The organism is Pontixanthobacter luteolus, assembly GCF_947494915.1.
GTDB classification, from domain to species: domain Bacteria; phylum Pseudomonadota; class Alphaproteobacteria; order Sphingomonadales; family Sphingomonadaceae; genus Pontixanthobacter; species Pontixanthobacter luteolus.
In genome coordinates this window covers 869,792-894,769 of sequence record NZ_CANLWR010000002.1, presented here as the reverse complement: position 1 = coordinate 894,769, position 24,978 = coordinate 869,792, and the positions used below count along the sequence as shown (strand labels likewise).

The window sequence follows — 24,978 nt, the reverse complement described above, 5'->3', positions numbered from 1 at the left end:
GGTTCGGTCATAGTGCCTCAGGCGATGTCGCGCGGATCGTTTTCGATCGGGATCACCTGCTCGTCGGTAACCCGCGAACGGTTCGGCTTGCGCGGTGCATCCATGCTTTCCAGAACTGCATCGTCACGGCCGTAAATATCGGGGAATGCGGTAAGCGTGCCGTCGATATCCTGAGCCATGGTGAAATAGGTGATATAGGCGGGCATCGTCTTCTGGAATGGCACCTTGGTATATTCGCCAGACTTGAGTTTTTCGACGCCTTCATCAGCCGTCAGCCCGCCCTGCAGAATAGCCAACGTAATCGCCAGTTCGGTTGCCCGTTCGGTACGGATGCAGCCATGGCTAAGCGCGCGCTTGTCATTGTTGAACAGGTGCCGTGACGGGGTGTCATGGAAGAAAATCGCGTGCCGGTTGGGCATATCGAGCTTCATCAAGCCGAGTGAGTTGCCTGGCCCCGGCTGCTGAACGACAGAAACCCAGCCGTTCGCGCCCTTGGTGGCAGAATAACCGGCCCGGCGGGCCCATGCCGGATTGTTCAGCACGCGCGCGCCAAGGCCTTCGCCTTTGACGATCGATTGCGGGACAGTCCAAGTCGGATTGAAAATAACCCCTTCGACACTTTCCGCAATCTGCGGCGTCGCCGTGCGTCCGGGTTTGCCGACCACGGTGCGGTAGGTACGCACGATTTTGTCGTTCACCGTCAGACGCAGCTGATATTCCGGAACATTGGTCATCAGATATTGCTTGCCCAGATCGCGCGGCAGCCAGCGCCAGCGGTCCATGTTAGCGCGGATCAACTTGTGCCGTTTGGCCTGTTCAGCCGGAGTTGCGGCCAGTTCGCGTTTCAGGCGGAAATAGTCCGGGTGTTCGGGCATGATCCGGGCTAGAGTCCCGGCAATATCGCCCGATGCAAGCGCATCTGCCATCAATTCGCCGGTCGGATAGCGATCCTGATCCGGATCGAACACGAACCATTGTTTCCGGCTGTCCATCGGGGTGCGCCCGTCGCGCAGATCCTCTACCAGAAACTGGAAGCTCTGGCTGGCGACTTCGTCGAGCGCGGTACCGCTGCCCATGGCAATCGCAGCACGCAGGCCGTCAAGATTGTAATCGGCCGAAACCAGACCTTCTTCGGAAACTCCCTCAACAACGGCAGCAAGTGCACGAGCATGTTCGACTGGCCAGGCCTGAACGATCGGTTGCTTGGGCTTGCCCATTTCGTCGATCGCCTGAACGACTTCTTCCGATATGACAGGCGCGCCGTCCATCTCGACCGTCTGCTGTTCGATCGAGGCCGCGGGTGCTTCGTCGGGAAGCAGATTGACCGGCTCTGAATTGCCCGAAGATTGCGCCGCAAGACCAGCAGGCACAAGAATTGCCGTCGCAGCAAGCAGGTGAAGACGCGTTTTTGAACTGTAAATCACTTGAATTCCATCCATCTGGCGCCCTCGAAACAGTCCCGGCGCATTTGTCATTTTTATCGGACTAGTAATTTAGCATCAACCATAATGCCTGTCTCGGGCCTTAATCACAGGAAAGAGATGACGCGTGGTGCGGTGCAGGATATGCCCGCGCCATGTCCGCAGCACGCGCCATTTTGCCGTTCCTGGCCGCTTTGCTGGGTGTCGGCTTCCTGTCGTTGATGGATGCCTTCATGAAAAGCGCCGCTCTTGCCGCCGGGGCGTATAGCGCGGCGGTTTTCAGATCCGCCATTGCCGGGGCAATCATAACCCCTGTCTGGCTGGGCGCCGGCGGCAGATGGCCCGAACGGCCGGTTCTGAAACTCCACCTGATCCGGGGCACCGTGTCAGGCTTTATGGCACTGAGCTTCTTTTACGCCCTCACCAAGCTGCCAATTGCCGAAGCCATCGCGATCAGTTTCATCGCGCCTTTGCTGACACTTTATCTTGCGGCAATCATGCTGGGCGAAGTCATCAGGCCGCAGGCTGTGCTGGCTTCGATCCTCGGCCTTGCGGGAACTATCGTGATCATCAGTGGACGGCTGGGCGCTGCCGAATACGGCACGGAAACGATGAAGGGGCTTGGCGCGATCCTCTTTTCCGCCCTGCTCTACGCATACAATTTCATCGTCATCCGCCAGCAGGCGCAGGTATCCAGCCCGCTGGAGGCGACGACTTTTCATAGCGGCGTTGCCTGCGCGGTGCTGCTGGTGTTTGCCCCGTGGTTCCTGACGGTGCCAGAATGGGAGCCTATGGGCGATATCGCCATCGCATCGGTGCTGACACTGGGCGGCGCGCTGGCGATCACCTGGGCCTATGCCCGGGCAGAAGCGCAATCATTGGTGCCGATGGAATATAGCGGCTTTTTGTGGGCAGCCCTGTTTGGCTGGATGTTCTTTCGCGAGCCGATCAGCACAGCGACAATCGCCGGAACCGTCCTTATCGTGATCGGCTGCTGGATAGCGACCAGAACGAGACCCAAGGTCCCGCAAACGGAACAAAGCGCGCTGTAGGCGCTTGATTGTTTGAAAGTATCACAATTTCGGCCGTGTTTGATCGATTTTTACGGTCTGGTCCCCTTGACCAACGCGGCCGGACGTAGCAGGTGCCGCGACAGAAATTCAGCCCGGAAAACGCCCGATTCACCACCGGGACCAAACGGGCCTCATCCATGAAAGGATTACCCACAGCATGACCCAGGTCGGCAAGGACACACTCGGAACACGCAGCACCATGGACGTAGGCGGCAAGTCCTACGCATATTATTCGCTCGACAAGGCAGCGGAAAAGATCGGTGATGTCAGCAAGCTGCCATTCTCGATGAAGGTCCTGCTCGAAAACCTGCTGCGTTTCGAAGATGACGGCTTCACCGTTTCGACCGACGATATTCAGGGTCTGGCTGACTGGCAGAAAAATCCGAAAACCGGCAAGGAAATCCAGTACCGCCCGGCCCGCGTCCTGCTGCAGGATTTCACCGGAGTTCCCTGCGTTGTCGACCTTGCCGCGATGCGCGATGCCATCGCCCAGCTTGGCGGCGACACTGCGAAGATCAACCCGCAGGTTCCGGTAAACCTCGTCATCGACCACTCGGTGATGGTCGACGAATTCGGACATCCGAAAGCTTTCGAAAAGAACGTCGAGCTTGAATACGCACGCAATGCGGAGCGTTACGACTTCCTCAAATGGGGCTCGAAGAGCTTCCAGAACTTCTCCGCCGTGCCTCCCGGCACCGGCATTTGCCACCAGGTGAACCTCGAGCACATCGGCAAGGGCGTATGGTCCAGCGAAGACGGCGACGGCACCACTGTCGCCTATCCTGACACCTGCGTCGGTACCGACAGCCACACCACGATGATCAATGGTCTCGGCGTACTTGGCTGGGGCGTTGGCGGCATCGAGGCGGAAGCTGCGATGCTCGGCCAGCCGATTTCCATGCTGGTACCCGAAGTCGTCGGCTTCAAACTGTCTGGCAAGATGTCCGAAGGTATTACTGCGACTGACCTCGTGCTGACCTGTGTGCAGATGCTGCGCGAAGTCGGCGTGGTTGGACGTTTCGTAGAATTTTACGGCCCTGGCGTCTCCGAACTGAGTTTGGCCGACCGTGCAACGATCGCCAATATGGCACCAGAATACGGCGCAACCTGCGGCTTCTTCGGCATCGACGACAAGACGCTTGATTACATGCGCCTCACCGGCCGTAGCGAAGACAGCATCGCGCTGGTCGAAGCCTATGCGAAGCAACAGGGCATGTGGTTCACGCCCGAGAACGAGCCGGTCTTCACCAACACGCTGGAACTGGACGTCGGATCGGTCGTCCCCTCGCTGGCCGGACCAAAGCGCCCGCAGGACAAGGTCATCCTTCCCGAGGTGGACGAACTGTTCAACAACGACCTCAAGACGCTTTACAAGAAAGACGGCCCGGTACGCACCGCGGTTGAGGGCAAGGACCACGACATCGGCGACGGCGACGTTGTTATTGCCGCCATCACCAGCTGCACCAACACATCCAACCCCGATGTGCTGATCGCCGCCGGTCTGGTCGCGAAGAAAGCCAACGAAAAAGGCCTGAAGCCCAAGCCATGGGTCAAGACCAGCCTTGCACCGGGATCGCAGGTCGTAACGGACTATCTCGAGAAGGCGGGCCTCCAGGCCGAGCTGGACCAGATCGGTTTTGATCTGGTCGGTTACGGCTGCACGACCTGCATCGGTAACTCCGGCCCGCTTGCGCCGCCGATCAGCAAGGCAATCAACGGCAACGACATCGTCGCTGCGTCGGTTCTGTCAGGCAACCGTAACTTCGAAGGCCGCGTCAGCCCCGACGTTCGCGCCAACTTCCTCGCATCGCCGCCGCTGGTGGTCGCCTATGCGCTGAAGGGGACAGTCACCGAAGACATCACCGAAACCCCGCTGGGCCAGGATCAGGACGGCAACGACGTCTTCCTCAAAGACGTCTGGCCTACCAATGCGGAAATCGCTGAAATCCGCTCGAGTTCGATCGACCGCCAGATGTTCGAAAGCCGCTATGCCGACGTCTACAAGGGTGACGAGCACTGGCAGGCAATCGATGTGACCGGATCCGACACTTATCAGTGGCGCCCGGGCAGCACCTATGTTGCAAACCCGCCTTATTTCGACGGCATGGAAATGACCCCTGCCCCGATCACCGATATCACCGACGCGAAACCGCTCGCGATCCTCGGCGATTCGGTCACCACCGACCACATCAGCCCGGCCGGTGCGATCAAGGAAGATTCGCCAGCGGGCGAGTATCTGATGAGCAATCAGGTCGCGAAGGCGGACTTCAACTCGTACGGCTCACGCCGCGGTAACCACGAAGTGATGATGCGCGGCACCTTCGCCAACATCCGCATCAAGAACGAAATGGTTCCGGGCGTCGAAGGCGGTTACACCACCTATGGCGGCGAGCAGATGGCGATTTACGACGCTGCGATGAAGCACAAGGAAGACGGAACCCCGCTGGTCGTTATCGGCGGCAAGGAATACGGTACCGGTTCCAGCCGCGACTGGGCGGCCAAGGGCACCATCCTGCTTGGTGTTCGCGCGGTCATCGTGGAAAGCTACGAACGTATTCACCGTTCCAACCTGATCGGCATGGGTGTGCTCCCGCTCCAGTTCAAGGACGGCGACAGCCGCAATTCCCTCGGACTGAAGGGGGATGACACCTTCTCCATCAAGGGTCTGGCAGGCCTTACGCCGGGCCAGGATGTCGAAGTGGAAGTAACCCGTGCCGATGGCGAGAGCATCACCTTCACTGCCCAGTGCCGGATCGATACCGCCAACGAAATGGAATATTACAAGCACGGCGGCATTCTGCAGTACGTGCTGCGTAATCTGGCCGCGTAATGCGCAGCCACTTCCTGTGCCTCGCAGCGGTTGGCAGCTTTCTGCTTGCCAGCTGCGGGGCCAGTGAGGCCTCTGCCCCCGTTGCCGATACAGATACTGGTTCAATTGGCGGGCAGGTTCTGACCTTGGACGCAGCGGCGCTTGCCGGGAAACTGGAAGCGGGCACGGTTCATTTGATCGATGTGCGGACGGCAGAGGAATTTGCAGACAGCCACATCGCAGGCGCAGTTAATATCCCGCTCGCCCAGTTCGACCCGAAGGCGCTGACCAATTCGGATGGTGACGAAGTCATCCTCTACTGCCGAACGGATCGCCGTTCTGGGATTGCGGCCAGCAAGCTCGCGGAACATACCGGTCGTGATGCAGTCCATCTCGATGGCGGGATCATCGGTTGGGAAGAAGCGGGTATGCCCGTTTCAAAGTAACTTGCCACACTCAGGTAATGCCTGAGCGCTGACCTCAGCGATAACTCCAGATACAAAAAGGGCGGCATCACGCGGTGCCGCCCTTTTTCAATGCGTGTTCGTGAGAGCTTAGCCGCCGTTCACAACCTTGAACTTGCGCCGGCCAAGGATCGCTGCGGCAGCAAGGCCGAACAGGATTGTCATCGGCGGGGCAGGAACCTGCGTACCGCTGCTGGTCGATGTCGACGATGTGCTCGACGATGAAGAACTGCTGCTCGATGACGACGAGGAAGACGACGACGAACTGCTGGTCGAAGAACTCGTAATCACGCCGGAACTGGTCGAACTGGTTGCCCCGCCCGACGAAGAAGAGCTGGAGCTGGAGCTCGACGATGACGAGCTGCTGCCCGAAGAAGAACCGCCCGTGCTGGTTGCGCCGCCATTGCTACCGCCGGATGACGAGGAAGACGACGAGCTGCTGCTCGACGAAGAACTCGAGGACGAACTGCCGCCCGAGCTACCGCTTGAGCCGGAACTGCCCGAGCCTCCGCTGCCGCCATAGCTGGAGCTGCCACCATGGCTCGAAGAGCCGCCATAGCTGGACGAACCGCCCGGCTTGCCGCCCGAACCACCACCGGAACTGGAAGAACTGGAGGAGGAGGAAGACGATGAAGAGCTGGAGCTCGACGAGGAGCTGCTCGACGACGAACTGACATTACCAGAGGAAGACGACACGTTGCCTGAAGACGAACTGACGTTACCCGAAGAGGAGGAGACGTTGCCTGAAGACGAGCTCACATTGCCTGAGGACGACGAAACATTCCCCGAGGACGAGGAAACGTTACCGCTCGAACTGGACACGTTGCCCGACGTCGAGGTGGTCGTGCTGCTGATGCCGCCGGTGGAAGTCGAGACCCCTCCGGTCGAGGTCGAAACGCCGCCAGTGCTGGTCGAAGTCGACACGCCGCCGGTCGATGTGCTGACACCGCCCGTGGTGGTCGTGCTGCCGCCGCTGGTGTTGTTGATGTCGATATCGATCACGATGCCGCTGGTGCCGGAAGTCCCGCTACTGGTGGAGGTCGATCCGCCCGAGGTGGAGGTCGATGTGCCGCCGCTGCCGCCGCTGCTGATCCCGCCCGACGTTGTCGTGGTCGAAGTGACCACTACGCTGCCGCTGGAACCACCGCTGGAACCGCCGAAGAACCCGCCAAAGAACCCGCCGCCAAAGCCGCCGCCGAAACCGCCGCTGCCGCCAATTACGGTTACGCCGCCGCTGCTGCCGCCGCCGGTGAATGTCGGCTGGGGAACAGGTGCGTATGGTGCCGGAATGGCGCGCATCGCAGTGCGATAGACTGGCGGACATTCAGCAGAACCGGCCGCTGCGCCGCCCGCTTGCGCACCGTTTGCCCGCATGCCGCCATGGCCGGGCAGGTAACCGCCTTCAACCGGTTCGCATTCGACAACGCGCTTAACCACGCGGCGCTTGCGCTGGACTGTCTTGGTCACGCGGCGCTTGCGCGGCTGGTCTTTCACATAGACCGGCTGCGCCTTGACCGACTTGGTCGCGCCCTTGGCCGACTTGTAGGTCGGGCTGTCCGTTACCGGTGGTTCGGCGACGTGCACCGCACCACCTGCTAGAAGCGCACCGCCCGCTGCGGTCGCGGACAATTTCGCCAGGGCCATCTTTACCGACATGGACAAGCTCTCTCAATTACTCTGGGGAGGCCAGAACGCGGCGGGTCCGCATTCGGGCATTTCCCTGTCACATCAGAAAGAGCACAACACACCTAACCGGCAATTACGTTAACCATGAAAAACGGCCTGCGAGGCATGTTTTTTGCCCATCAATCGGCGCGATTCCGCGAGTTGTCCCACAATGGAACCGAAAAACCGGCAATCCCTTATGCGGGCTTAACCATTTGTGTCGAACAAACCCGATTGACGGTCCAATCCGGGCGAATCACTTGCGGGACGGGGAATCGCCATGCCGAGATGCTGCCAACCGCCATCATTCAGGCACCGCCCGCGCGCGGTCCGCGCCACCAGACCAAGCTGAATGAGGAACGGCTCGACCACTTCCTCAATCGTGTCGCGCGGTTCGGCGAGGCCCGCTGCCAGCGTTTCAACGCCAACCGGCCCGCCCTTATATATATCGGCAATCATCCGCAGATAGCGCCGGTCCATCGCATCCAGGCCGAGCCGGTCGACCTCCAGCCTGCCCAGCGCGTCGTCGGCGATCTTCGCGGTTACCACGCCGTCGCCCGCAACATGGGCGAAATCGCGCACGCGCCGCATCAGCCTCCCGGCAACGCGCGGGGTGCCGCGTGACCGGCGGGCGATCTCGCGCGCGCCGGCTGGGTCCACATCCAGACCCAGCAGATTGGCACCGCGCGTCACCACACGCTCCAGCTCATCCTCGGTATAGAAATTGAGGCGCACAGGAATGCCGAAGCGGTCGCGCAGCGGCGTAGTCAGCAGGCCCTGACGCGTGGTCGCGCCAACCAGCGTGAAGGGCGGCAAATCAATCCGCACGCTGCGGGCGGAAGGCCCCTCGCCGATAATCAGATCAAGCGCGCGGTCCTCCATCGCCGGATAGAGCACCTCCTCGACCACCGGATTGAGACGGTGAATCTCGTCGATGAACAGGACATCGCCCTCTTCAAGATTGGTCAGCAGCGCCGCAAGGTCACCCGCCTTGGCGATTACCGGCCCGCTGGTGGCACGGAAACCGACGCCGAGTTCCTTGGCCACGATCTGCGCGAGGGTGGTCTTGCCGAGGCCGGGAGGGCCAAAGAACAGCACATGGTCCATCGCCTCCCCGCGCGATTTTGCGCTCTCGATAAACACGCGCAGATTATCGCGCGCTGCCTCTTGCCCGATAAATTCGCCAAGCGATTTCGGCCGCAGCGCTGCATCGGGATCATCCGGCTGGCGATCGGGGGTATGGAGGGGGACGGGATCGGTCATCATGGACACTTCATGGGGAAATCTGGCGCTGGCTCTCCTGGTACGACCAGGGAACCCAGCGCTGCCCAGAGACTCAGCAGTCTGTTCAAAACGGGTTTACCGTGTAGCCGCGCTGTTGCAGCAGCGCGTGCGCGGTCATTGCCGACAGCGCGGTTTCGACACCGGGGATAAGGTCATCCTTCGTGATGCCGTAAGCGATGCCGCTTTGCCCGCACAGGATAAAGCGCACGCCGTGGTCCAGCATTTCGCGGATCATCGCGCCCGAAGGGTTCGCGCCTTCCCTGCCCTTGGCCGCCCATGCCGCATCGTTCAGCAAATCCATCGACGCCTTGCCGTGAACCACCACCGCGACGCGGATATTGTCGGGATCGACCCCCGCGGCCACGTGCATATTGATGAACCGCGCCGCGCTTTCGAAACCGCGGCTGTTCTTGCCTTCTTCCGCAGGCACCGCAACATCGAACGCGTGGGAAAATTCGGTATCCGCCGGGACCGGCCCCATCCCTTCGACCGGGGCGTGCGGGCCGAAGCCTTCGAACACCGGGCCGGTTTTGAAAGCGGACATATCCTGCGCGGAAACCGGTGCTGCAAATGCCAACACCGCCAAAATGATCAACCGAACACAAGCCATATACGCAATCCTATTTGCCGAACCCTGAAAGCAATTCACTCGAGCCGCTGCGACTTTCGATCAACAGCCTATTGAGCTCGCCGAACAGGTTATCACACCCGTCCGATTTGGCTATTACCCTTCCCATGAAAATCAGCAGACGCAAAGCCCTGACCGCATTGGCATCCACTGCGAGCGCCGCCGCATTCCCCAGAGCCGCCGCATTGGCCGCGACCAGGAATGACTGGTTTGACGATGCCATTGTTGTCGATGCCCTTGGCCGGATGGGTGATCCCTATGCCGAAGAGGGCGTCACCCGTTTTACCGAACGTGGCTGGAAAGAATCGCTGGAGACAGGTGTGACTGTCCTTCGCACCACGATCTTCCCTGTCGGCAATCCCGACAATGCATGGGAAGTGTATCGCGAAAGCGTGGCGGACCATCACGACGTATTCGGCGCAAATCCTGACAGGCTGGCGCTGATCAAATCCGGCAAAGATATCATTCACGCCAAGCGCGACGGGAAGCTGGGCGTAATTCTGGGCACACAAGACACATCGATGATCGGCGCTGAGCTCGACCGGATGGCGATTCTGCGCGAGGACGGGCTGCGCACCGTCCAACTGACCTACAACAATCGCAATCTGGCCGGCGATGGCGCGATTGAGCCCGCGAATGCGGGGATTTCCAAACTTGGCCATGCAACCATCGAGGCAGCCGAGGCCGAGAAACTGCTGCTCGACCTGTCGCATGGCGGCGCCCAGACGATGCACGATGCCGCCCAAGCGGCGAAGCGCCCGTTGACCATCAGCCACACCGGCGCGCGCGCGCTGGCCGATCATCCACGCAATGTGTCTGACGAGCTTATCCGCAAAGTCGCAGACGGCGGCGGAGTCATCGGCGTCTATTTCATGCCCTATATCGTGGCAGATATGGAACCATCAGCGTCGGACGTGATCGCGCATATCGAACATATTGCCAATGTCGGCGGCGAGGATGCTGTCGGCATCGGGACCGATAACGGCATTCTGCCCCTTCCGTTTGACGATGAAATGAAGGCCGCGCTGGACGCGATGCAGCAAGACCGCCTCGACAAAGGGATCGCTGCGCCAGGTGAAAAAATAGGCTTCTATCCGCTAGTGCAGGAGTACAACTCGATTGACCGCTACCGCCGATTGGTCCGTGATCTGGAAGCGCGCGGGTGGAGCCAGACGCGTCTTGAAAAACTGATGGGCACCAATTTCCTTCGGCTCTACACCGAAGTCTGGGGCGGTTAGAGCTTACCCTGCTGCTTTCTTCAGGGCCACGCGGATCAGGTCATTTTCGCTCGCATCCTCGCCCAGCTCGCCCTGCGCGGCGGCCACGGCGCGCGCGGCAATCGCCGGTTTGAAACCGAGGTTTTCCAGCGCGCTGACCGCATCGGCGCTGGCCCCGCCCGCAGGGGTAATGGCAACGCCCATTCCGCCGCCGCCAGACACCGGCAGCGCGCCCGCCTTGTCTTTCAGTTCGTTGACGATGCGCCCGGCCAGTTTAGGCCCGACCCCGTTGGCGCGCGCGACCATCGCTGCATCGCCATTGGCGCACGCGCTTTGCACTTCAGCGGTGGAGAGCGCGGACAGGATCGCCAGCGCTACCTTGCTGCCCACTCCCTGAACCTGGGTTAGCAGGCGGAACCAGTCGCGTTCCGCGCTTTCCGCGAAACCCAGCAGCCGCATGTCGTTTTCCGAAACCTGCAGATCGGTATAGATAGTGCAGCCTTCGCCCTGTTCGCCCAGCGCCGCCAGCGTCTTGGTCGAACAATGGACCAGATAGCCCACGCCCTGAACGTCGATCACCGCCCAGTCATCTCCGGTCTCGTCGAGCAGGCCTTTCAGTTTCGCAATCATGGTTTGTTCCTGCCGCAAGCGGACGCGATGCGCCAGAGGAAACCGGATTGTTCAGCCAGTGATCCACAAGCCTGAACAGATGGAACACATGGAACACAGTCCTGATGATCAATCCATCGCAGGTGCGGGGCGGACTGAAGGCCGGTTGTCTGGGAGGCGCACGAAATAGGCATTCCCGCTGCATAGCCCGGCCCGCGGGCAGTAGGAAAACCGCATCTGCGTCAAGCAATCCTGTATACCGCCGCGCTCGACACAGGCGGCAGATTGCGCAAAGAGAAGCGGCATGAGCTGGAACACTTTTGGCCGCGTATTGCGGTTCACGACATGGGGCGAAAGCCACGGGCCTGCGCTGGGCGCGGTGCTGGACGGGTGCCCGCCGGGGATCGCGCTGAGCGAGGCCGATATCCAGCCATTCATGGATGCGCGCCGCCCGGGTCAGTCGAAATTCACCACCCAGCGGCAGGAACCGGACCAGGTCAAAATCCTGTCCGGCGTGTTCGAGGGCAAGACCACCGGAACCCCGATCAGCCTGATGATCGAGAATGTCGACCAGCGCAGCAAAGACTATTCCGAAGTCGCCAACGCCTATCGACCCGGCCATGCCGATTATGCGTATGACGCGAAATACGGGTTCCGCGATTACCGCGGCGGCGGGCGTTCCAGCGCGCGCGAAACGGCGGCCCGGGTGGCCGCTGGCGGGGTGGCACGGCTGATCATGCCGGATGTGACCATCACCGCCTATGTCAGCCAGATCGGCACTGACGAGATCGACCGGGATCAGGCCGACTTTGCCGAAATTGGTAACAACCCGTTCTTCTGTCCCGATCCCGCCGCAGCAAAACGGTGGGAGCAATTGGTCGATGATGCGCGCAAGGCCGGATCGTCGCTGGGTGCGGTCGTGGAATGCGTTGCCACGGGCGTGCCCGCCGGATGGGGCGCGCCAGTCTATGCAAAGCTCGACGCGGATCTTGCCGCCGGGATGATGAGCATCAACGCCGTGAAAGGCGTGGAAATCGGCGATGGTTTCGGCGCGGCGCAGCTATCGGGTGAACAGAATGCAGACCCGATGCGCGAAGCCGAAGACGGCAGCGGGCCGGAATTCGGGGCCAATCACGCAGGCGGGATTTCCGGCGGGATTTCGACCGGCCAGCCGGTTGTTTGCCGGGTCGCCTTCAAACCGACCAGTTCCATCCTGACCCCGGTCGACACGATCGGGCGGGATGGCAAAAACACCCGGATTCGCACAAAAGGCCGGCATGATCCGTGTGTCGGCATCCGCGGAGCCCCGGTGGTAGAGGCGATGATGGCGCTGGTTCTGGCCGATCACAAAATGCTGCATCGCGCACAATGCGGATAGGGCGCTAGGCAACCGCCTGATTATCCAGACTCTTATCTGAAATCTTTCGATTTTTCGAAACTTCATGGAACCCGGCACCGATTGATCGGTTTTGTCGATGTTAGCAATCGCAACATAACGTTTTACTGCAATGCAGCAGACACTATCTGGCTACTGCAAGCAATTTCCGTTCGTTCGCGAACATCAATCCAACACACCATATCGGAGACATCATGGGTATTATCGGAAGCGCAATCAAACCGTTCAAAGCCACCGCATTTCAGGCTGGCAAGGACTTCTTCGACGTCACTGAAAAGGATCTCGAAGGCCGCTGGTCGATCTTCTTCTTCTATCCGGCAGACTTCACTTTCGTGTGCCCGACCGAGCTGCAGGACCTTGGCGAGCAGTACAACCACCTCCAGTCGCTGGGTGTGGACGTATATGCCGTTTCGACCGACACGCATTTCAGCCACAAGGCATGGCATGACACGTCGGAAAAGATCGGCGGTATCCAGTACGCATTCCTGGGCGACCAGCTGCACACGCTGTCGAAGAACTTCAACGTCCTGCGCGAAGATAGCGGCCTTGCCGACCGTGCAACTTTCGTTGTCGATCCGGACGGCGTGATCCAGATCATGGAAATCACCTGCGAAGGCGTCGGCCGCAATGCAAGCGAACTGGTCCGCAAGATCAAGGCTGCACAGTATGTCCGCGAAAACCCTGGCCAGGTCTGCCCTGCTGCTTGGGAAGAAGGTGCGGAAACTCTGGCACCGTCGCTTGACCTCGTAGGCAAGATTTAAGAAGCCTGATGGCTCTTTCGTGAGCCGCATTCAGGACTTTCAGTAAAGCCCAGGGGGCCAAAAGAGCCCTTCGGGTCGCTGGGAGGCCCGGGACCACCCCCCCCGGTCCCGGGCCTTTTTCTTGCCAGAAACCCTCTCAACACCCCTCACGGAGTATCATCATGCTTGGCGCCGCTCTCGAACAGCAGCTTGAAACCTATCTCGCGAACCTGCGCGAACCGATCGAGCTGATCGGCACGCTGGGTGATGACGAAAACTCGCAGAAAACCCGCGTCCTGCTGGAGGAGATTTCCTCGTTGCACAGCATGGTCAGCGCATCCTTCGATGGCGACGCAAAGCACGTGCCCAGTTTCGAAGTGCGCCGCGCATCCGATCACAATGCTTCGGTGCGCTTTGCCGGGCTGCCGATGGGCCACGAGTTCACCTCGCTGGTGCTCGCGCTGCTGTGGGCCGGCGGCCATCCGCCGAAAGTCGAAGCCGAAGTGCTCGAACAGGTGAAAGACCTGGACGGCGATTTCGATTTCGAAATGTATTTCTCGCTCAGCTGCCAGAACTGCCCCGACGTGGTCCAGGCGCTGACGTTGATGTCGATCTTCAACCCGCGTATCACCGCGACCCTGATCGAAGGCGGCGCGTTCAAGGACGAGGTCGAGCAGCGCCAGGTGATGGCTGTGCCGGCGGTCTATCTGAACGGCGCACCGTTCGCCAATGGTCGGATGGACGCGCGCGACATCATCGCGAAGCTTGATACCAATGCTGACGCCAAAGCCGCTGAAAAGCTGGCCGGGAAAAAACCGTTCGAAGTGCTGGTCGTCGGCGGCGGCCCCGCCGGCAACGCGGCGGCAATCTATACCATCCGCAAAGGGTTCAGCACCGGCATCGCTGCGGAACGATTTGGCGGGCAGGTGGCCGATACGATGGGCATCGAGAACTTTATCTCTGTCCCTTACACCGAAGGCCCCAAGCTGGTCGCGCAAATGCAGGCCCATGCCGAGGAATACGACATCGACCTGATCGACCGTGTCGAGGCGCAGGAGCTGATCCCCGCGCGCGAGGCCGGCGGGATGCACGAGGTCAGGCTGACCAATGGCGCATCGCTGAAGGCGCGCGCGCTGATCCTGACCACCGGGGCCCGCTGGCGCCAGCTCGGCGTGCCGGGCGAAGACGAATACCGGAACAAGGGCGTGGCGTACTGCCCGCATTGCGACGGCCCGCTTTACAAGGGCAAGCGTGTTGCCGTGATCGGCGGCGGTAATTCGGGTGTCGAGGCAGCAATCGATCTCGCCAACATCGTCGGCCATGTCACTCTGATCGAATTCGACAGCCAGCTGCGCGCTGACCAGGTTCTGCAGGACAAGCTGCGCAGCTTTGCCAATGTTGATGTCGTTACATCAGCGCAGACGACCGAGGTTACTGGCGACGGATCGAAGGTTACCGGGCTGACTTACAAGAACCGCACGACCGGCGAGAACCATGACGTCGCGCTCGACGGCGTGTTCGTCCAGATCGGTCTGGTGCCGAACACTGAATGGCTGAAGCAATCGGGCCTCGAACTGACCCGCTTCGGCGAGATCGTGATCGACGACAAGGCAGCGACAAATCTGCCCGGCGTGTTTGCTGCGGGCGATTGCACAACCGTTCCGTACAAGCAGATCATCATCGCCATGGGCGAAGGTTCGAAAGCAGGTCTGAGCGCGTTCGACTATCTCATCCGGACCGAACCGGCAGATGAAATCGCCCAAGTTTACGCCTGATCAGCGGTTCTTTCTGAGAACAACGTAAAGCGCACCTTCGCCCCCGTGGCGGCGGTGCGCTTTTCTTATGGCGGCGATGGCATCGGCATGATCGCCAGCTGCCAGCCAGTCGAGTATCTTGGCGCGGATCACCCCGCGTTTCGATCCCCGGTCCGCCGCCTCTACCGGGCGCGGCTTGCCAGTGATGACCAGCACCAGCCGCGCGCCCATCGATCGGGCCTGATGCATCCCGCTATCCAGCCGGGTGTGCGCCGCATCGACATAATGGTCGTGCAGGTCGAGAGTGAAATCAGGCGCTATGCTTCCCGCTTTCAGCTTGCGATCCCAGTGCGAATCCAGACTCGATCCGCCAATGCGCCGCGCACTGCGCGGTGGCGGCTGCGTGGCGGGCGTTGGAATTTTGGGCGTGGGTGCCGGTTTTACCGCGGCCCTCTTCGGTATGACCGGAGCTTGCGGGGCAACCTTCTTCGATGGTTCGACCTTTGGCGCTCTGCGCCCTTCAAACGGTTCGACAGAGGACGCAAGCTTCGCCCATGCCGCTTCTTCATCGGCAGTCAGGCCGCGCGGCAGCCTCACTTGCGGCTGAGGCGGTCGGCGGCAGAATTTGGCAGCAGGATCAACGCTTGTCCGCGCCCTGACATGCCGCCTGCAATTTCGCGCGCGCTATCACCCGCACCCCAGAACGTATCGAACCGGTTGGCACCCTTGATCGCGCCGCCCGTGTCCTGCGCGATCCACAATCCGTTTGCCTCGGGCCGGTCGAGCTGCAACCACACCGGCGCGCCATAAGGCACAAAATTTGGATCGACAGCGACCGAGCTTTCCCGCCTGACCGGCACGCCCAGCGAGCCAAGCGGGCCATCACCAGTCAGTTCGCGGAAGAATATCCAGCTCTTGTTGAGCCGCATCAATTCGCGCCCGTCCTCCGGGTTTTCGCGGATATATTGCATGATGCCTTGCATGGAGCCGGGATACTGTCCCGGCCCGTCGCCCAGCAGGCCCTGTTCGCGCATGACGCCGCCAATCCCGGTATAGCCGCGGCCATTCTGCCCCGCATATCCGATCCGCATGACCCCGCCTTCGGCCAGTGCGAGGCGGCCGGAACCCTGTATCTGGAGGAAAAACATCTCGACCGGATCGGCGGCATAGGCGATTTCCAGCCCGCGTCCGGCTAGCGCATCGTCTTCGATCTCTGCACGTTCAAAGTAAGGTACGAAATCACCGTTCGCGTCGATCCGTCCCAGTGGGGCGCGCCCAGTGCGTTCGGACTCGGGCATTTCATCGGGCCATTGCCTGATCAAATCATCGGGCAATGCATAGACCGGAACTTCGCAGCCCGGCTGGCGCGTGCGGCACCCGCGTATCTCAGGTTCGAAATATCCCGTCGCAAAGGCATCACCAGAACCGACGCGGGCGGTCTGGAAATTGTCAAAAAAGAACCGTGCCGGATCGCCGGAATGGATGCGGGCGGCGCTGCACGCCGTTTCCCAGTCGGATAGAATGGTGAGGCCCGACTTATCTTCACGGCGCAGGATCGATGGGCACGATTCGATGAAAGACGCCAGCCCGCTGGCCGCATCACCCGCGGTGAGGTTCAGCCTGCCTGCGAGCGGCGCCACGGACACGCCCAGCATCGCCGCAGAACTTGCTGGTGGCGGAGAGACCGGCGGCGCGGCAGGTTTGGGAATTACCGTACAGCCGGCGACAAACGCCGATGCGGCAAGTGCGATCAGGCGCAGAGCCGCTGCAGGCATGGCGCGATCAGCCCTCGTCGGTTTCGTCGAGCAGCCAGTTCGGATTTGCCGAGTTCACATCGCGCATGAATGTCCAGACGTCGCGGGTTTCAATCGCATCGTCGAGTGAGCCGGCGATCATGTTGCCATCCTTGTCGCGCGTTACCGCAGCGATGTCTGCAACGAAGCGAACTGCGACACGGGCCATTGTCCCGTCGAGCGAGGCGCGGTCGATAACGGCTTCTTCGATCCGGATCAGCGTGTTGTCCAACGTCTCGCCAGCTTCCTCACGCATGGTGATTGCGCTGTCGAAGCTCTGATAAACATCGTCGTCGCAGAGCTCTTTCAAGGTTTCGCGGTCGCCGTTCCAGAACGCTTCCAGCACCATGCCGTAAGCGGCCTTCGCGCCTTCCAGGAAACCGATAATTTCGAACCGGCGATCAGCCGCGGAAATCTCGCGAACGCCGCGTTCCACCGCAGGCATCACGCCCGGGAATTCGCGGACATTGGTTTCGGCCTGCGCACCATCTTCATTCTTCGGCGCAGCCGGTGGGGGCGCTACCTGTTTGGTCGGGTCGAAACGTGTCGGGATCGATTCCTCCTCATGCTCAGCACGTTGGCCCAGCACGGAATAGAGACGCAGGCCCAAAAAGGCGGCGATCATGGCGAGGATTACAATCTCAAAAATCACGTTGAATACCTGTCTTGCGATGTTGGGGCCGGATCGGCCAGCGCATGTCTGCCCGTAACTGGTCCTGCCTTACATCCGGTTTCTTACCAATCCTGCCTTAAATAGGGACTGAACACAAATGAACAACGCCCTGCTGGGTTCCTTTTCAGGCAGTTCGTGTCACGCATTGCGACCGCTGCGCCCAAGTGCTAGGCGCGCGTCCGAACCCGCCGCAACGCGGTACTGACACATTGATCTAACGAAAGACGATTTATCATGGCCGACGAAGGCGATATCCTCACCGACCTCAACATGGATGCAGCGCCGAATGGCCCAGTGCCCAATGGCGAAGACACTTCGCCCGCAGCAGGCATCATTTCGCAGTATGTGAAAGACCTTTCGGTCGAAAACCCGAACGCACCGGCCAGCTATCAGTGGCAGAGCCAGCCGCAGATCGACCTGCAGTTCAATATCGGCGCGAAGCCGATCGAGGGCGACGTTCACGAAGTTGAACTGAAGATCAACGTCAACGCCAAGACCGATCAGGGCAATGCCTATCTGATCGAACTGGCCTATTGCGGGCTGGTCGCCATGCGCAACCTGCCGGACGACCAGGCGCACGCGTTTCTTTATGCCGAAGCGCCGCGTATGCTGTTCCCGTTTGCACGACGCGTGATTTCGGACGCTACCCGCGATCTCGGCTACCAGCCGCTGATGATGGACCCGATCGATTTCAACGGCCTCTACATCCAGCAGCTGCAGGCGAAAGCGCAGCGCGAGGCCGAAGAAGCAGGCGGTGCAGCCGCACCTTCCGGGGACGCCTGAGGCTGATGCCAGACGCGGGCGCTGAAGCATGAGCCTGCTCAAGAACGTTGGAACCATTGGCGGGCTGACAGCTGTCAGCCGCGTCTTTGGTTTCGTGCGCGATATGCTGGTGGCCCGCGTGCTGGGCGCGACCGCCATGGGCGATGCCTGGCAGCTGGCCTTCATGCTGCCCAACATCTTCCGGCGGCTGTTTGCCGAAGGCGCCTTTGCCAGCGCGTTCGTGCCGCTGTTCAACCGCCGAATGAAGGAAGACGGCGACCTCAGCGAAGCGCGACGGTTCGCCGAAAACGTGCTCGCAGTGCTGCTGCCGATACTCATCGTGTTCGGCGCCATCGCGCTGATCGTGATGCCATGGGTGGTCGCCTATTTCGCGCCGGAGGGGCTCGCCGAAGATGGGGACAGCCTCGCAATTGCCACCACGATGGCGCGCATCACCTTCCCCTATCTGTTGTTCATGAGCCTCGCCACGCTGGTGGCTGCAGTGCTCAATTCGCTGTCCCGCTTTGCTGCGGCTGCTGCGGCGCCGATCCTGCTGAATATCTGCCTGATCACCGCGCTGGCATACGGCGCGACGCTGGACGGCGGGCTTGAGGCGCGCCGTGAAACTGCGACCCTGATGGCAGTCGCGCTATCGCTGTCGGGTTTACTGCAACTCGTCTGGCTGAGCGTGTGGATGCGCAAGGCGGGTTTCCGCATTTCGCTGGTCGCGCCGAAAATCACCGGCGGGGTCAAGGAGCTGGGCATACTGGTTGTGCCCGCAGTGTTTGGCGCGGGCGTGTACCAGATCAGCCGCTTCATCGACCTGTTTTTCCTCTCCACGCTGCCGGTGGGCAGCTACACCTATCTCGCGATGGGCGACCGCTGGAACCAGTTGCCGCTGGGCATCATCGGAATTGCGCTGGGCACGGCAATTCTGCCTGCCCTCTCGCGCTTTCTGTCACGTGATGAAAATGACGAGGCCGCACGCCTGCAGTCGAACGCGATCGAATTGGCAATGCTGCTGACCTTGCCGGCGGCCGTCGCCCTGTTCGTGACCGGCAGCGCATTCACCCGAGTGTTCTTTGCCGGCGGTGAGTTCACCGTGGAAGACGCGATGATAACCGGCACAGTGGTCGGCGGGCTGGTGATCGGCCTGCCTGCCTATGTGCTGATCAAGGTGCTGACCCCCAATTTCTTCGCCCGCAAGGACACACGGACCCCGGTCTATACAGCCGCCGCATCGCTGGTGGTCACGGTGGCGCTCAACATCATGCTGGTGCCTACGCTCGGCGTGCTGGCGCTGGCGATTGCCGGGTCGGTCGGTGCGTGGTGCAATGTCGCGCTGCTGTATCTGATCCTGCACCGCAAAGGATACTTCCGCCTGCCCGCACGGATTTCCGGGCGGCTCGCGCGGATCATGGTCGCCGCGGCAATCATGGGGGCGGCGCTATGGGCCCTGATGCCGCCGCTCGATCCCTATTTCAGCGGTACCATCGCACAGCGCGGAGGGGCCATCGCTGCGGTAGTTCTGACCGGGCTGATCACTTTCGCAATCGCGGCAATTGTCCTTCGAGTCCTTGACCGCGACACCATTGCCCGGCTTATGCGGCGCAAAGCCTGAGCAAGGCATCTGCAAACCAACAGGATTATTCATGCGCGTAGTTTCCGGCATCCAGCCGACAGGCAATCTTCACCTTGGCAATTATCTCGGGGCAATCCGGAACTGGGTGAAGATGCAGGACGAAATGGAAGAAGGCAGCGAATGCCTGTTCTTTCTGGCCGATCTGCACGCGATCTCCATGCCGCATGATCCGGCAGAGCTGAGATCCGGAACGCTGGAAATGGTCGCCGCACTGGTGGCATGCGGGATTGATCCGTCGCGGTCTGTGCTGTTCAATCAGGCTCAGGTCCCGGCACATACCGAACTGCAATGGCTGCTCAACGGCACCGCACGGATGGGCTGGCTCAACCGGATGACCCAGTTCAAGGACAAGTCAGGCAAGAACCGCGAAGGTTCCAGTGTCGCCCTGTTCACTTATCCGGTGCTTCAGGCCGCCGACGTGCTGCTGTATCAGGCCACCCACGTCCCGGTCGGCGATGACCAGAAACAGCATCTCGAACTGGCGCGGGACATCGCGCAGAAATTCAACAATGATTTCTGCACCGAAGATGCACCGGTGTTCACCCTGCCCGACCCGATCGTGCCGCCGGAGGCCGCGCGGATCATGAGCCTGCGCGATGGCAGCGCAAAGATGAGCAAGTCGGACCCTTCGGAAATGAGCCGGATCAATCTGGTCGATGATGCCGATACGATCATGAAAAAGGTCAAAAAGGCAAAGTCGGATGCCGATGCATTGCCGTCGGAGGAAAAGGGATTGGAAGGACGCCCCGAGGCGCAGAACCTTGTCACCATCTATGCCGCCGTGACCGGTGAAAGCGTCGATCAGGTGCTGGGCCGTTTCGGCGGTGAAGGTTTCGGCAAGTTCAAGCCTGCATTGGGCGAAGTGCTGGTCGAAACGCTGGCGCCGATTTCCGAACGCTTCCGTGATCTCAAATCGGATCGCGAATCGCTTGATGCCATCCTTGCACGCGGCGCTGCGAAGGCGCGCGAAATAGGCCGCCCGACAATCGACAAGACATATCATGCGCTGGGGCTGGTCAGGGGATAACCCTTTAAAATCAAAGAAAATTGGCCCTGATTCCGTTCAAGGTCGGTTCAGTCGGCCGCTTTACAATCAAGCCCCATAGTGACAGCTTTCGATGCGCCATGGGGGACGCCGCGCTGTCTTCATGCGATTTCAGAAGGTAGTTCCATGTCTATCAAGAATTTCACATTCAAACGGGCGGTAAAACTTGCCGCCGTGCCGCTCGCCCTGGCGAGCGTTGCCGCGTGCACCACGCCGTTCAAGGCGGACGTTTCACGCTTCCAGAGCCAGCTTCCCGCGCCGCAGGGCCAGACCTTTGCCGTGGTCGCGGACGATCCGGCTCTGGCAGGCGGGCTCGAATTTTCGCAATATGCCGATCTGGTCGAAACAGAGATGGCCAAGCTGGGTTACGTCGAAGGTACTCCCGAAGATGCGACCTTGCTGGTTCGTTTCGATTACGGTGTCGACAAGGGCCGGGAACGGGTACGCTCGACCGGTTTCCGCGACCCGTTCTATGACCCTTGGTATGGTCCGCGTTCGCGGGTGGCATATGTCCGCACCCGGCGCGGCTATCGCTTGGTCCATGTCCCCTCGCGTGCGTGGGGTTACGGATTTTACGATCCGTGGTTCGGCCAGGACGATGTTCGCAGCTATACCATTTACACCAGCGGCATCGACATGAAGATCGACAACGGTGCAACCGGAGAGCGGCTGTTCGAAGGCAAGGCGCAAGCTGTCTCGACGTCGAACCGCCTGCAATATCTGGTGCCCAATCTGGTAGAGGCGATGTTCACCGATTTCCCCGGAAATTCGGGTGAGACACTGCGAATTTCGATCCAGCCGGAAGAAACCAAGGTCCGCAAGATCGACTAGAATCATCCCTTGGACGGGAATCGAAGGCGGGCCGGAAACGGTCCGCCTTTTTTGTGCGTGGGCCGCGCAGACGCTATTTCCGGTCGTTCTGTTTCCAGCGCCATCTGACGGCAGCCACACCCACCGCCATCGCCACCGACCCGATCAGGAACGCGCCGGGGAAAGTCAGCGGAACACCGCCATCAGTGCCGCCCATCGAACTGTCGATCTGGTCGAGCAGGTAGTTTGCCAGATGGATGACGCCGGTAAGCAGAGCGAAAGTTATCAGGACATTGCGCGGGTCTAGCGGCCCCCAACTTGTGCGGATGCCGATATAGCGAAGGATGCGCTCTGCCAGCCAGACTAGGATGACGATCCATGCGATCAGGGCCACTGCCCCGATCAGTGCCCCGCCCACGCCGATCCCGGCCAGCATCAGGAACGCCGCCTCATCGTCCGGTAGAGCCGAAACCGCCGCTGCCGCGCGCTGTTTCGTCCAGATCGTCCACCTCGAGCCAGGCGGCCTGTGTGACAGGGGCCAGCACCAATTGGGCCACCCGCTCGCCGCGCTTGATCGGGAACGGGTCGCTGCCGTGATTGATCATCAACACCTTGAGTTCGCCGCGGTAGTCGGAATCGATCGTGCCGGGGGTGTTCGGCACGGTAACGCCGAATTTGAATGCGAGGCCTGATCGCGGTCGCACCTGAATTTCATATCCTTGCGGGATCGCCATCGACAGGCCGGTTGCAACCGCGTGCCGCATACCCGGTTCCAGAACCACATCTTCAGCCGACAGCACATCCATTCCGGCAGCCCCTTCGGTGGCGTAAGCGGGCAGTGCGAGCCCCTCTCCGTGCGGCAGGCGCTTCAGTTTTACGCCGACAGGGTCACTCATTATCCTCGCTCTCCAAAGCTTCCGCCACGCGCTCGATCAGCCTGCGCGCCACAGCATCCTTTGGCATGTTTTCAAGATTGTCGACACCGCTGCTGGTGACGATGTGCACACGATTATTGTCGCCGCCCATCACGTCGCCCGAAACGTCGTTCGCGACGATCCAGTCAACACCCTTGCGCTTCAGCTTGATCTTGGCATTTTCAACCACGTCCTGCGTTTCCGCAGCAAAGCCAATCAGCAAGCGCGGGCGTTTTCCGCCTGCCGCGGTGTTGGCCAGGATATCCGGATTTTCCGTCAACATCAGCGCAGGCGGCGCGGAACCGCGTTTCTTGATCTTCTCGTCGGAGAAATCCTTGCTGCGCCAGTCGGAGACTGCAGCGACCATGATCGCCGTATCGACCGGCAGTGCCTTTTTCACCTCATCTGCCATTTCGCGCGCGGATTCGACATCGATGCGATCGACCCCTGGCGGCGTGTCGAGAAAAACCGGCCCTGCAATCAGGGTCACACGCGCGCCTGCATTGGCGGCGGCGGCGGCAATGGCGAAGCCCTGTTTGCCCGATGATCTGTTGGCGATGTAGCGGACGGGATCAATCGCCTCGCGCGTTGGCCCGGCAGTAATCAGCACGTGCTTGCCATACAGCGGGCGGTGCTCCGGATCGGTGTCGAAATCAGGCTGCCCGTCCAGCGGATCGTGATCGTCATCACTCACAGTGATAGCGTGATCATCGCCATCCAGCGGCTGAGGTTCTGCCTCGCCCGCACCGGTCTTGACCGTGTGGTTCATCGCTTCCGGATCGGTCGGGGGTGCAGATGCCGCCCCGCCCTTTGCAGCGAGCAGCGAGGAATTCGGATCGAATTCGATCACCTCTTCCTCGAATTGATCGTCGCCGAATTCTTCTGCACCTTCGGGTGCATCTTCGGGAATCTCGTCGCTCCACTGCGCTTCGATTTCCTCGACCGAGCGCTTTGGCGTGGAGCGCGGAATCAGCGATGAAAGCAATCCGCCCAGTCCGCCGCGCGGTTCCGGCGGTTCTTCCTCAGGCTCGATTGCCTCGACATACTCGTCGATTTCTGCCGCGCCGACATCACCGGGATCGATGCCAAGAAGTTCGGCAATCTCCAGCCAGATCATCTCCGGTTCGGGCAGGCGGCCCGGGCCGAATTCGCCGCAGGCCATCGCACCTTCATCGGGGTCGACCACATGCACCCCGGCTTGCCTGAGCCAGGCGGCGTTACGCTGGGTCGCCTCGTGCTGCCACATGCGCACGTTCATCGCCGGGACCGCCATCACCGGTTTGTCGGTGGCGAGGATCAGCGTAGTCGCCAGATCGTCAGCGATGCCTGCTGCCATCTTGGCCATCAGGTCTGCCGTTGCCGGGCAGACCACCACCAGATCGGCTTCGCGGCTGAGCTGTATGTGGCCCATTTCCGCTTCGTTCTTCAGATCCCACAGGGTGGTGTAAACCGGGTTTTCACTGAGCGCGGCGAGCGCCATCGGGGTCACGAATTGCTGGCCGCCATTGGTCACCACACAGGTAACCTCGCCGCCGCCCTTGCGGATCAGACGGACGAGTTCGCAAGACTTGTAGGCAGCGATACCGCCGCCCACCACAAGCAGCACCTTTGGTGTGCGCGGTGCATTCATTTCAACATGCTCTCAACTGCCGTATCCGCGCAAACACGTACACAAGCCACAAGCGCGCGCATCACCAATTTCCCATCGTTAACCATCGCCGCAGCCTAGCGAGCGACTGCAAGGCCCGCTAGCCCTGCGTGACAGTGGTTAAGTTTTATCTGGCCGATCATCGTTACCGGCCTATAAACCACGCCATAAAATAATGCCGAGAGGGGATTTGATATGCGCTTGATTTTGACGGCCCTGCTGTTCGTAGGCGGCCTGTTTTTCGTGGTGACAGGGGCTGATTTCCTGATCCGTCCGGAAGATGCGGCGGCCGGTTTTGGCATGGCAGCGACAACCAAGACCGGGCTTGCCGCCATCCGGGGCGACATGACGGCCTTTTTCCTGATCACGGGATTGTCCATGCTGATCGGCGCGTGGCGGCGGAATGGCGACATCCTGCTGATCCCCGCCTTCATGCTGGGCTGCGCGTTGCTAGGCCGGTTCATCACACTGCTCGTGAACGGGGCGGATGACGGGTTTTTCCTGCCGATGATTGTCGAGGGCGTATTCGTGATCCTGTCACTGCTCGGCAGCCGTATCCTGCCGCATCCGGTCACAGACGGCGACGAGACGACCTGAGCCTAAGCTGCAGCAGTCATGGCCTGCCTGGCAT

Annotated in this window: 25 protein-coding genes; 15 read left to right on the top strand and 10 right to left on the bottom strand. The window is 60.7% G+C overall.

The window, feature by feature from the left end:
• Positions 1 to 17: 17 nt before the first annotated feature.
• The gene (locus PO778_RS13230; protein ID WP_271439977.1) at positions 18 to 1,439 is read right to left on the bottom strand and encodes a L,D-transpeptidase family protein; all 1,422 of its coding nucleotides are present in this window, start codon (positions 1,437 to 1,439) and stop codon (positions 18 to 20) included.
• 137 nt (positions 1,440 to 1,576) lie between these two features.
• Here PO778_RS13230 and PO778_RS13225 point away from each other — a divergent pair, with 137 nt between their 5' ends.
• From PO778_RS13225 to PO778_RS13200, 6 genes are all read left to right on the top strand, one after another.
• Positions 1,577 to 2,473 (top strand): DMT family transporter, encoded by an 897-nt coding sequence (locus PO778_RS13225; protein ID WP_271439976.1) that lies wholly within the window; start codon positions 1,577 to 1,579, stop codon positions 2,471 to 2,473.
• 178 nt (positions 2,474 to 2,651) lie between these two features.
• Entirely contained in the window at positions 2,652 to 5,324 is a 2,673-nt protein-coding gene (gene acnA / locus PO778_RS13220; RefSeq protein ID WP_160730810.1) for an aconitate hydratase AcnA, read from the top strand.
• Entirely contained in the window at positions 5,324 to 5,749 is a 426-nt protein-coding gene (locus PO778_RS13215; protein WP_271439975.1) for a rhodanese-like domain-containing protein, read from the top strand. Before acnA ends, PO778_RS13215 begins: the two co-directional genes overlap by 1 nt.
• A gap of 133 nt (positions 5,750 to 5,882) precedes the next feature.
• The gene (locus PO778_RS13210) at positions 5,883 to 6,290 is read left to right on the top strand and encodes a hypothetical protein (RefSeq protein WP_271439974.1); all 408 of its coding nucleotides are present in this window, start codon (positions 5,883 to 5,885) and stop codon (positions 6,288 to 6,290) included.
• 54 nt (positions 6,291 to 6,344) lie between these two features.
• Positions 6,345 to 7,079, top strand: a complete 735-nt coding sequence (locus PO778_RS13205) for a hypothetical protein (RefSeq protein ID WP_271439973.1) — start codon at positions 6,345 to 6,347, stop codon at positions 7,077 to 7,079.
• Positions 7,080 to 7,147: 68 nt separating this feature from the next.
• Positions 7,148 to 7,366 carry a hypothetical protein gene (locus PO778_RS13200; RefSeq protein ID WP_271439972.1) on the top strand — a complete coding sequence of 73 codons (219 nt, stop codon included), beginning with the start codon at positions 7,148 to 7,150 and terminating at the stop codon, positions 7,364 to 7,366.
• Positions 7,367 to 7,639: 273 nt separating this feature from the next.
• On the opposite strand, the gene ruvB is transcribed toward PO778_RS13200, so the two are convergent.
• Both ruvB and PO778_RS13190 read right to left on the bottom strand, forming a co-directional pair.
• The gene (ruvB, locus tag PO778_RS13195) at positions 7,640 to 8,695 is read right to left on the bottom strand and encodes a Holliday junction branch migration DNA helicase RuvB (RefSeq protein ID WP_160731658.1); all 1,056 of its coding nucleotides are present in this window, start codon (positions 8,693 to 8,695) and stop codon (positions 7,640 to 7,642) included.
• 85 nt (positions 8,696 to 8,780) lie between these two features.
• Positions 8,781 to 9,260, bottom strand: a complete 480-nt coding sequence (locus PO778_RS13190) for a DsrE family protein (RefSeq protein ID WP_271439971.1) — start codon at positions 9,258 to 9,260, stop codon at positions 8,781 to 8,783.
• Between the two features lie 191 nt (positions 9,261 to 9,451).
• Here PO778_RS13190 and PO778_RS13185 point away from each other — a divergent pair, with 191 nt between their 5' ends.
• Positions 9,452 to 10,582: a dipeptidase gene (locus PO778_RS13185; protein WP_271439970.1), complete on the top strand. Its 1,131-nt coding sequence runs from the start codon at positions 9,452 to 9,454 to the stop codon at positions 10,580 to 10,582.
• Positions 10,583 to 10,585: 3 nt separating this feature from the next.
• Here the strand turns inward: PO778_RS13185 and ruvA are convergent, their stop codons facing one another.
• Complete coding sequence (gene ruvA, locus PO778_RS13180) at positions 10,586 to 11,191, bottom strand: Holliday junction branch migration protein RuvA (RefSeq protein ID WP_160730815.1); 606 nt, start codon at positions 11,189 to 11,191, stop codon at positions 10,586 to 10,588.
• Positions 11,192 to 11,474: 283 nt separating this feature from the next.
• On the opposite strand from ruvA, the gene aroC reads away from it, so the two are divergent.
• From aroC to ahpF, 3 genes are all read left to right on the top strand, one after another.
• The gene (gene aroC / locus PO778_RS13175) at positions 11,475 to 12,548 is read left to right on the top strand and encodes a chorismate synthase (protein WP_160730816.1); all 1,074 of its coding nucleotides are present in this window, start codon (positions 11,475 to 11,477) and stop codon (positions 12,546 to 12,548) included.
• Positions 12,549 to 12,760: 212 nt separating this feature from the next.
• Positions 12,761 to 13,327, top strand: a complete 567-nt coding sequence (ahpC, locus tag PO778_RS13170; RefSeq protein ID WP_160730817.1) for an alkyl hydroperoxide reductase subunit C — start codon at positions 12,761 to 12,763, stop codon at positions 13,325 to 13,327.
• Positions 13,328 to 13,488: 161 nt separating this feature from the next.
• Positions 13,489 to 15,081: an alkyl hydroperoxide reductase subunit F gene (ahpF, locus tag PO778_RS13165; protein ID WP_271439969.1), complete on the top strand. Its 1,593-nt coding sequence runs from the start codon at positions 13,489 to 13,491 to the stop codon at positions 15,079 to 15,081.
• On the opposite strand, the gene PO778_RS13160 is transcribed toward ahpF, so the two are convergent.
• From PO778_RS13160 to PO778_RS13150, 3 genes are read right to left on the bottom strand one after another with little or no spacing between them, the layout of a single operon-like run.
• Positions 15,082 to 15,657 carry a Smr/MutS family protein gene (locus tag PO778_RS13160; protein WP_271439968.1) on the bottom strand — a complete coding sequence of 192 codons (576 nt, stop codon included), beginning with the start codon at positions 15,655 to 15,657 and terminating at the stop codon, positions 15,082 to 15,084.
• Positions 15,654 to 16,835 carry a murein transglycosylase A gene (gene mltA, locus PO778_RS13155; protein ID WP_271439967.1) on the bottom strand — a complete coding sequence of 394 codons (1,182 nt, stop codon included), beginning with the start codon at positions 16,833 to 16,835 and terminating at the stop codon, positions 15,654 to 15,656. The genes PO778_RS13160 and mltA overlap by 4 nt, the downstream gene beginning before the upstream one ends.
• A 7-nt stretch (positions 16,836 to 16,842) precedes the next feature.
• Entirely contained in the window at positions 16,843 to 17,505 is a 663-nt protein-coding gene (locus PO778_RS13150) for a Tim44/TimA family putative adaptor protein (protein ID WP_271439966.1), read from the bottom strand.
• Positions 17,506 to 17,760: 255 nt separating this feature from the next.
• Between PO778_RS13150 and secB the strand changes: the two genes are divergently transcribed.
• The 4 genes from secB (at position 17,761) to PO778_RS13130 (ending at position 21,806) form a co-directional block, all read left to right on the top strand.
• Entirely contained in the window at positions 17,761 to 18,309 is a 549-nt protein-coding gene (gene secB, locus PO778_RS13145) for a protein-export chaperone SecB (protein ID WP_160730822.1), read from the top strand.
• A 28-nt stretch (positions 18,310 to 18,337) separates the two neighbouring features.
• The gene (gene murJ, locus PO778_RS13140; protein ID WP_160730823.1) at positions 18,338 to 19,909 is read left to right on the top strand and encodes a murein biosynthesis integral membrane protein MurJ; all 1,572 of its coding nucleotides are present in this window, start codon (positions 18,338 to 18,340) and stop codon (positions 19,907 to 19,909) included.
• A gap of 31 nt (positions 19,910 to 19,940) precedes the next feature.
• Complete coding sequence (gene trpS, locus PO778_RS13135) at positions 19,941 to 20,957, top strand: tryptophan--tRNA ligase (protein ID WP_271439965.1); 1,017 nt, start codon at positions 19,941 to 19,943, stop codon at positions 20,955 to 20,957.
• A gap of 144 nt (positions 20,958 to 21,101) precedes the next feature.
• On the top strand, positions 21,102 to 21,806 hold the full coding sequence (locus PO778_RS13130) for a DUF4136 domain-containing protein (protein WP_160730825.1): 705 nt from the start codon (positions 21,102 to 21,104) through the stop codon (positions 21,804 to 21,806).
• A gap of 73 nt (positions 21,807 to 21,879) precedes the next feature.
• Here the strand turns inward: PO778_RS13130 and PO778_RS13125 are convergent, their stop codons facing one another.
• Genes PO778_RS13125 through PO778_RS13115 form a run of 3 tightly spaced genes read right to left on the bottom strand, consistent with a single transcriptional unit; the run spans position 21,880 to position 24,329 of the window.
• Positions 21,880 to 22,221: a hypothetical protein gene (locus tag PO778_RS13125; RefSeq protein ID WP_160730826.1), complete on the bottom strand. Its 342-nt coding sequence runs from the start codon at positions 22,219 to 22,221 to the stop codon at positions 21,880 to 21,882.
• Positions 22,222 to 22,234: 13 nt separating this feature from the next.
• The gene (gene dut, locus PO778_RS13120) at positions 22,235 to 22,681 is read right to left on the bottom strand and encodes a dUTP diphosphatase (protein WP_271439964.1); all 447 of its coding nucleotides are present in this window, start codon (positions 22,679 to 22,681) and stop codon (positions 22,235 to 22,237) included.
• Positions 22,674 to 24,329: a bifunctional phosphopantothenoylcysteine decarboxylase/phosphopantothenate synthase gene (locus PO778_RS13115; RefSeq protein ID WP_271439963.1), complete on the bottom strand. Its 1,656-nt coding sequence runs from the start codon at positions 24,327 to 24,329 to the stop codon at positions 22,674 to 22,676. The genes dut and PO778_RS13115 overlap by 8 nt, the downstream gene beginning before the upstream one ends.
• 213 nt (positions 24,330 to 24,542) lie before the next feature.
• Between PO778_RS13115 and PO778_RS13110 the strand changes: the two genes are divergently transcribed.
• The gene (locus PO778_RS13110; RefSeq protein ID WP_271439962.1) at positions 24,543 to 24,944 is read left to right on the top strand and encodes a DUF4345 family protein; all 402 of its coding nucleotides are present in this window, start codon (positions 24,543 to 24,545) and stop codon (positions 24,942 to 24,944) included.
• Positions 24,945 to 24,978: the final 34 nt, after the last annotated feature.

What these genes read in the sequence shown, in the direction of transcription:
- PO778_RS13230 (WP_271439977.1), bottom strand. Translation starts at nt 1,439, where the DNA reads ATGGATGGAATTCAAGTGATTTACAGTTCAAAAACGCGTCTTCACCTG.
- PO778_RS13225 (WP_271439976.1), top strand. Translation starts at nt 1,577, where the DNA reads ATGTCCGCAGCACGCGCCATTTTGCCGTTCCTGGCCGCTTTGCTGGGT.
- acnA (WP_160730810.1), top strand. Translation starts at nt 2,652, where the DNA reads ATGACCCAGGTCGGCAAGGACACACTCGGAACACGCAGCACCATGGAC.
- PO778_RS13215 (WP_271439975.1), top strand. Translation starts at nt 5,324, where the DNA reads ATGCGCAGCCACTTCCTGTGCCTCGCAGCGGTTGGCAGCTTTCTGCTT.
- PO778_RS13200 (WP_271439972.1), top strand. Translation starts at nt 7,148, where the DNA reads ATGGCCGGGCAGGTAACCGCCTTCAACCGGTTCGCATTCGACAACGCG.
- ruvB (WP_160731658.1), bottom strand. Translation starts at nt 8,695, where the DNA reads ATGACCGATCCCGTCCCCCTCCATACCCCCGATCGCCAGCCGGATGAT.
- PO778_RS13190 (WP_271439971.1), bottom strand. Translation starts at nt 9,260, where the DNA reads ATGTCCGCTTTCAAAACCGGCCCGGTGTTCGAAGGCTTCGGCCCGCAC.
- PO778_RS13185 (WP_271439970.1), top strand. Translation starts at nt 9,452, where the DNA reads ATGAAAATCAGCAGACGCAAAGCCCTGACCGCATTGGCATCCACTGCG.
- ruvA (WP_160730815.1), bottom strand. Translation starts at nt 11,191, where the DNA reads ATGATTGCGAAACTGAAAGGCCTGCTCGACGAGACCGGAGATGACTGG.
- aroC (WP_160730816.1), top strand. Translation starts at nt 11,475, where the DNA reads ATGAGCTGGAACACTTTTGGCCGCGTATTGCGGTTCACGACATGGGGC.
- ahpC (WP_160730817.1), top strand. Translation starts at nt 12,761, where the DNA reads ATGGGTATTATCGGAAGCGCAATCAAACCGTTCAAAGCCACCGCATTT.
- ahpF (WP_271439969.1), top strand. Translation starts at nt 13,489, where the DNA reads ATGCTTGGCGCCGCTCTCGAACAGCAGCTTGAAACCTATCTCGCGAAC.
- mltA (WP_271439967.1), bottom strand. Translation starts at nt 16,835, where the DNA reads ATGCCTGCAGCGGCTCTGCGCCTGATCGCACTTGCCGCATCGGCGTTT.
- secB (WP_160730822.1), top strand. Translation starts at nt 17,761, where the DNA reads ATGGCCGACGAAGGCGATATCCTCACCGACCTCAACATGGATGCAGCG.
- murJ (WP_160730823.1), top strand. Translation starts at nt 18,338, where the DNA reads ATGAGCCTGCTCAAGAACGTTGGAACCATTGGCGGGCTGACAGCTGTC.
- trpS (WP_271439965.1), top strand. Translation starts at nt 19,941, where the DNA reads ATGCGCGTAGTTTCCGGCATCCAGCCGACAGGCAATCTTCACCTTGGC.
- PO778_RS13130 (WP_160730825.1), top strand. Translation starts at nt 21,102, where the DNA reads ATGTCTATCAAGAATTTCACATTCAAACGGGCGGTAAAACTTGCCGCC.
- PO778_RS13125 (WP_160730826.1), bottom strand. Translation starts at nt 22,221, where the DNA reads ATGCTGGCCGGGATCGGCGTGGGCGGGGCACTGATCGGGGCAGTGGCC.
- dut (WP_271439964.1), bottom strand. Translation starts at nt 22,681, where the DNA reads ATGAGTGACCCTGTCGGCGTAAAACTGAAGCGCCTGCCGCACGGAGAG.
- PO778_RS13115 (WP_271439963.1), bottom strand. Translation starts at nt 24,329, where the DNA reads ATGAATGCACCGCGCACACCAAAGGTGCTGCTTGTGGTGGGCGGCGGT.
- PO778_RS13110 (WP_271439962.1), top strand. Translation starts at nt 24,543, where the DNA reads ATGCGCTTGATTTTGACGGCCCTGCTGTTCGTAGGCGGCCTGTTTTTC.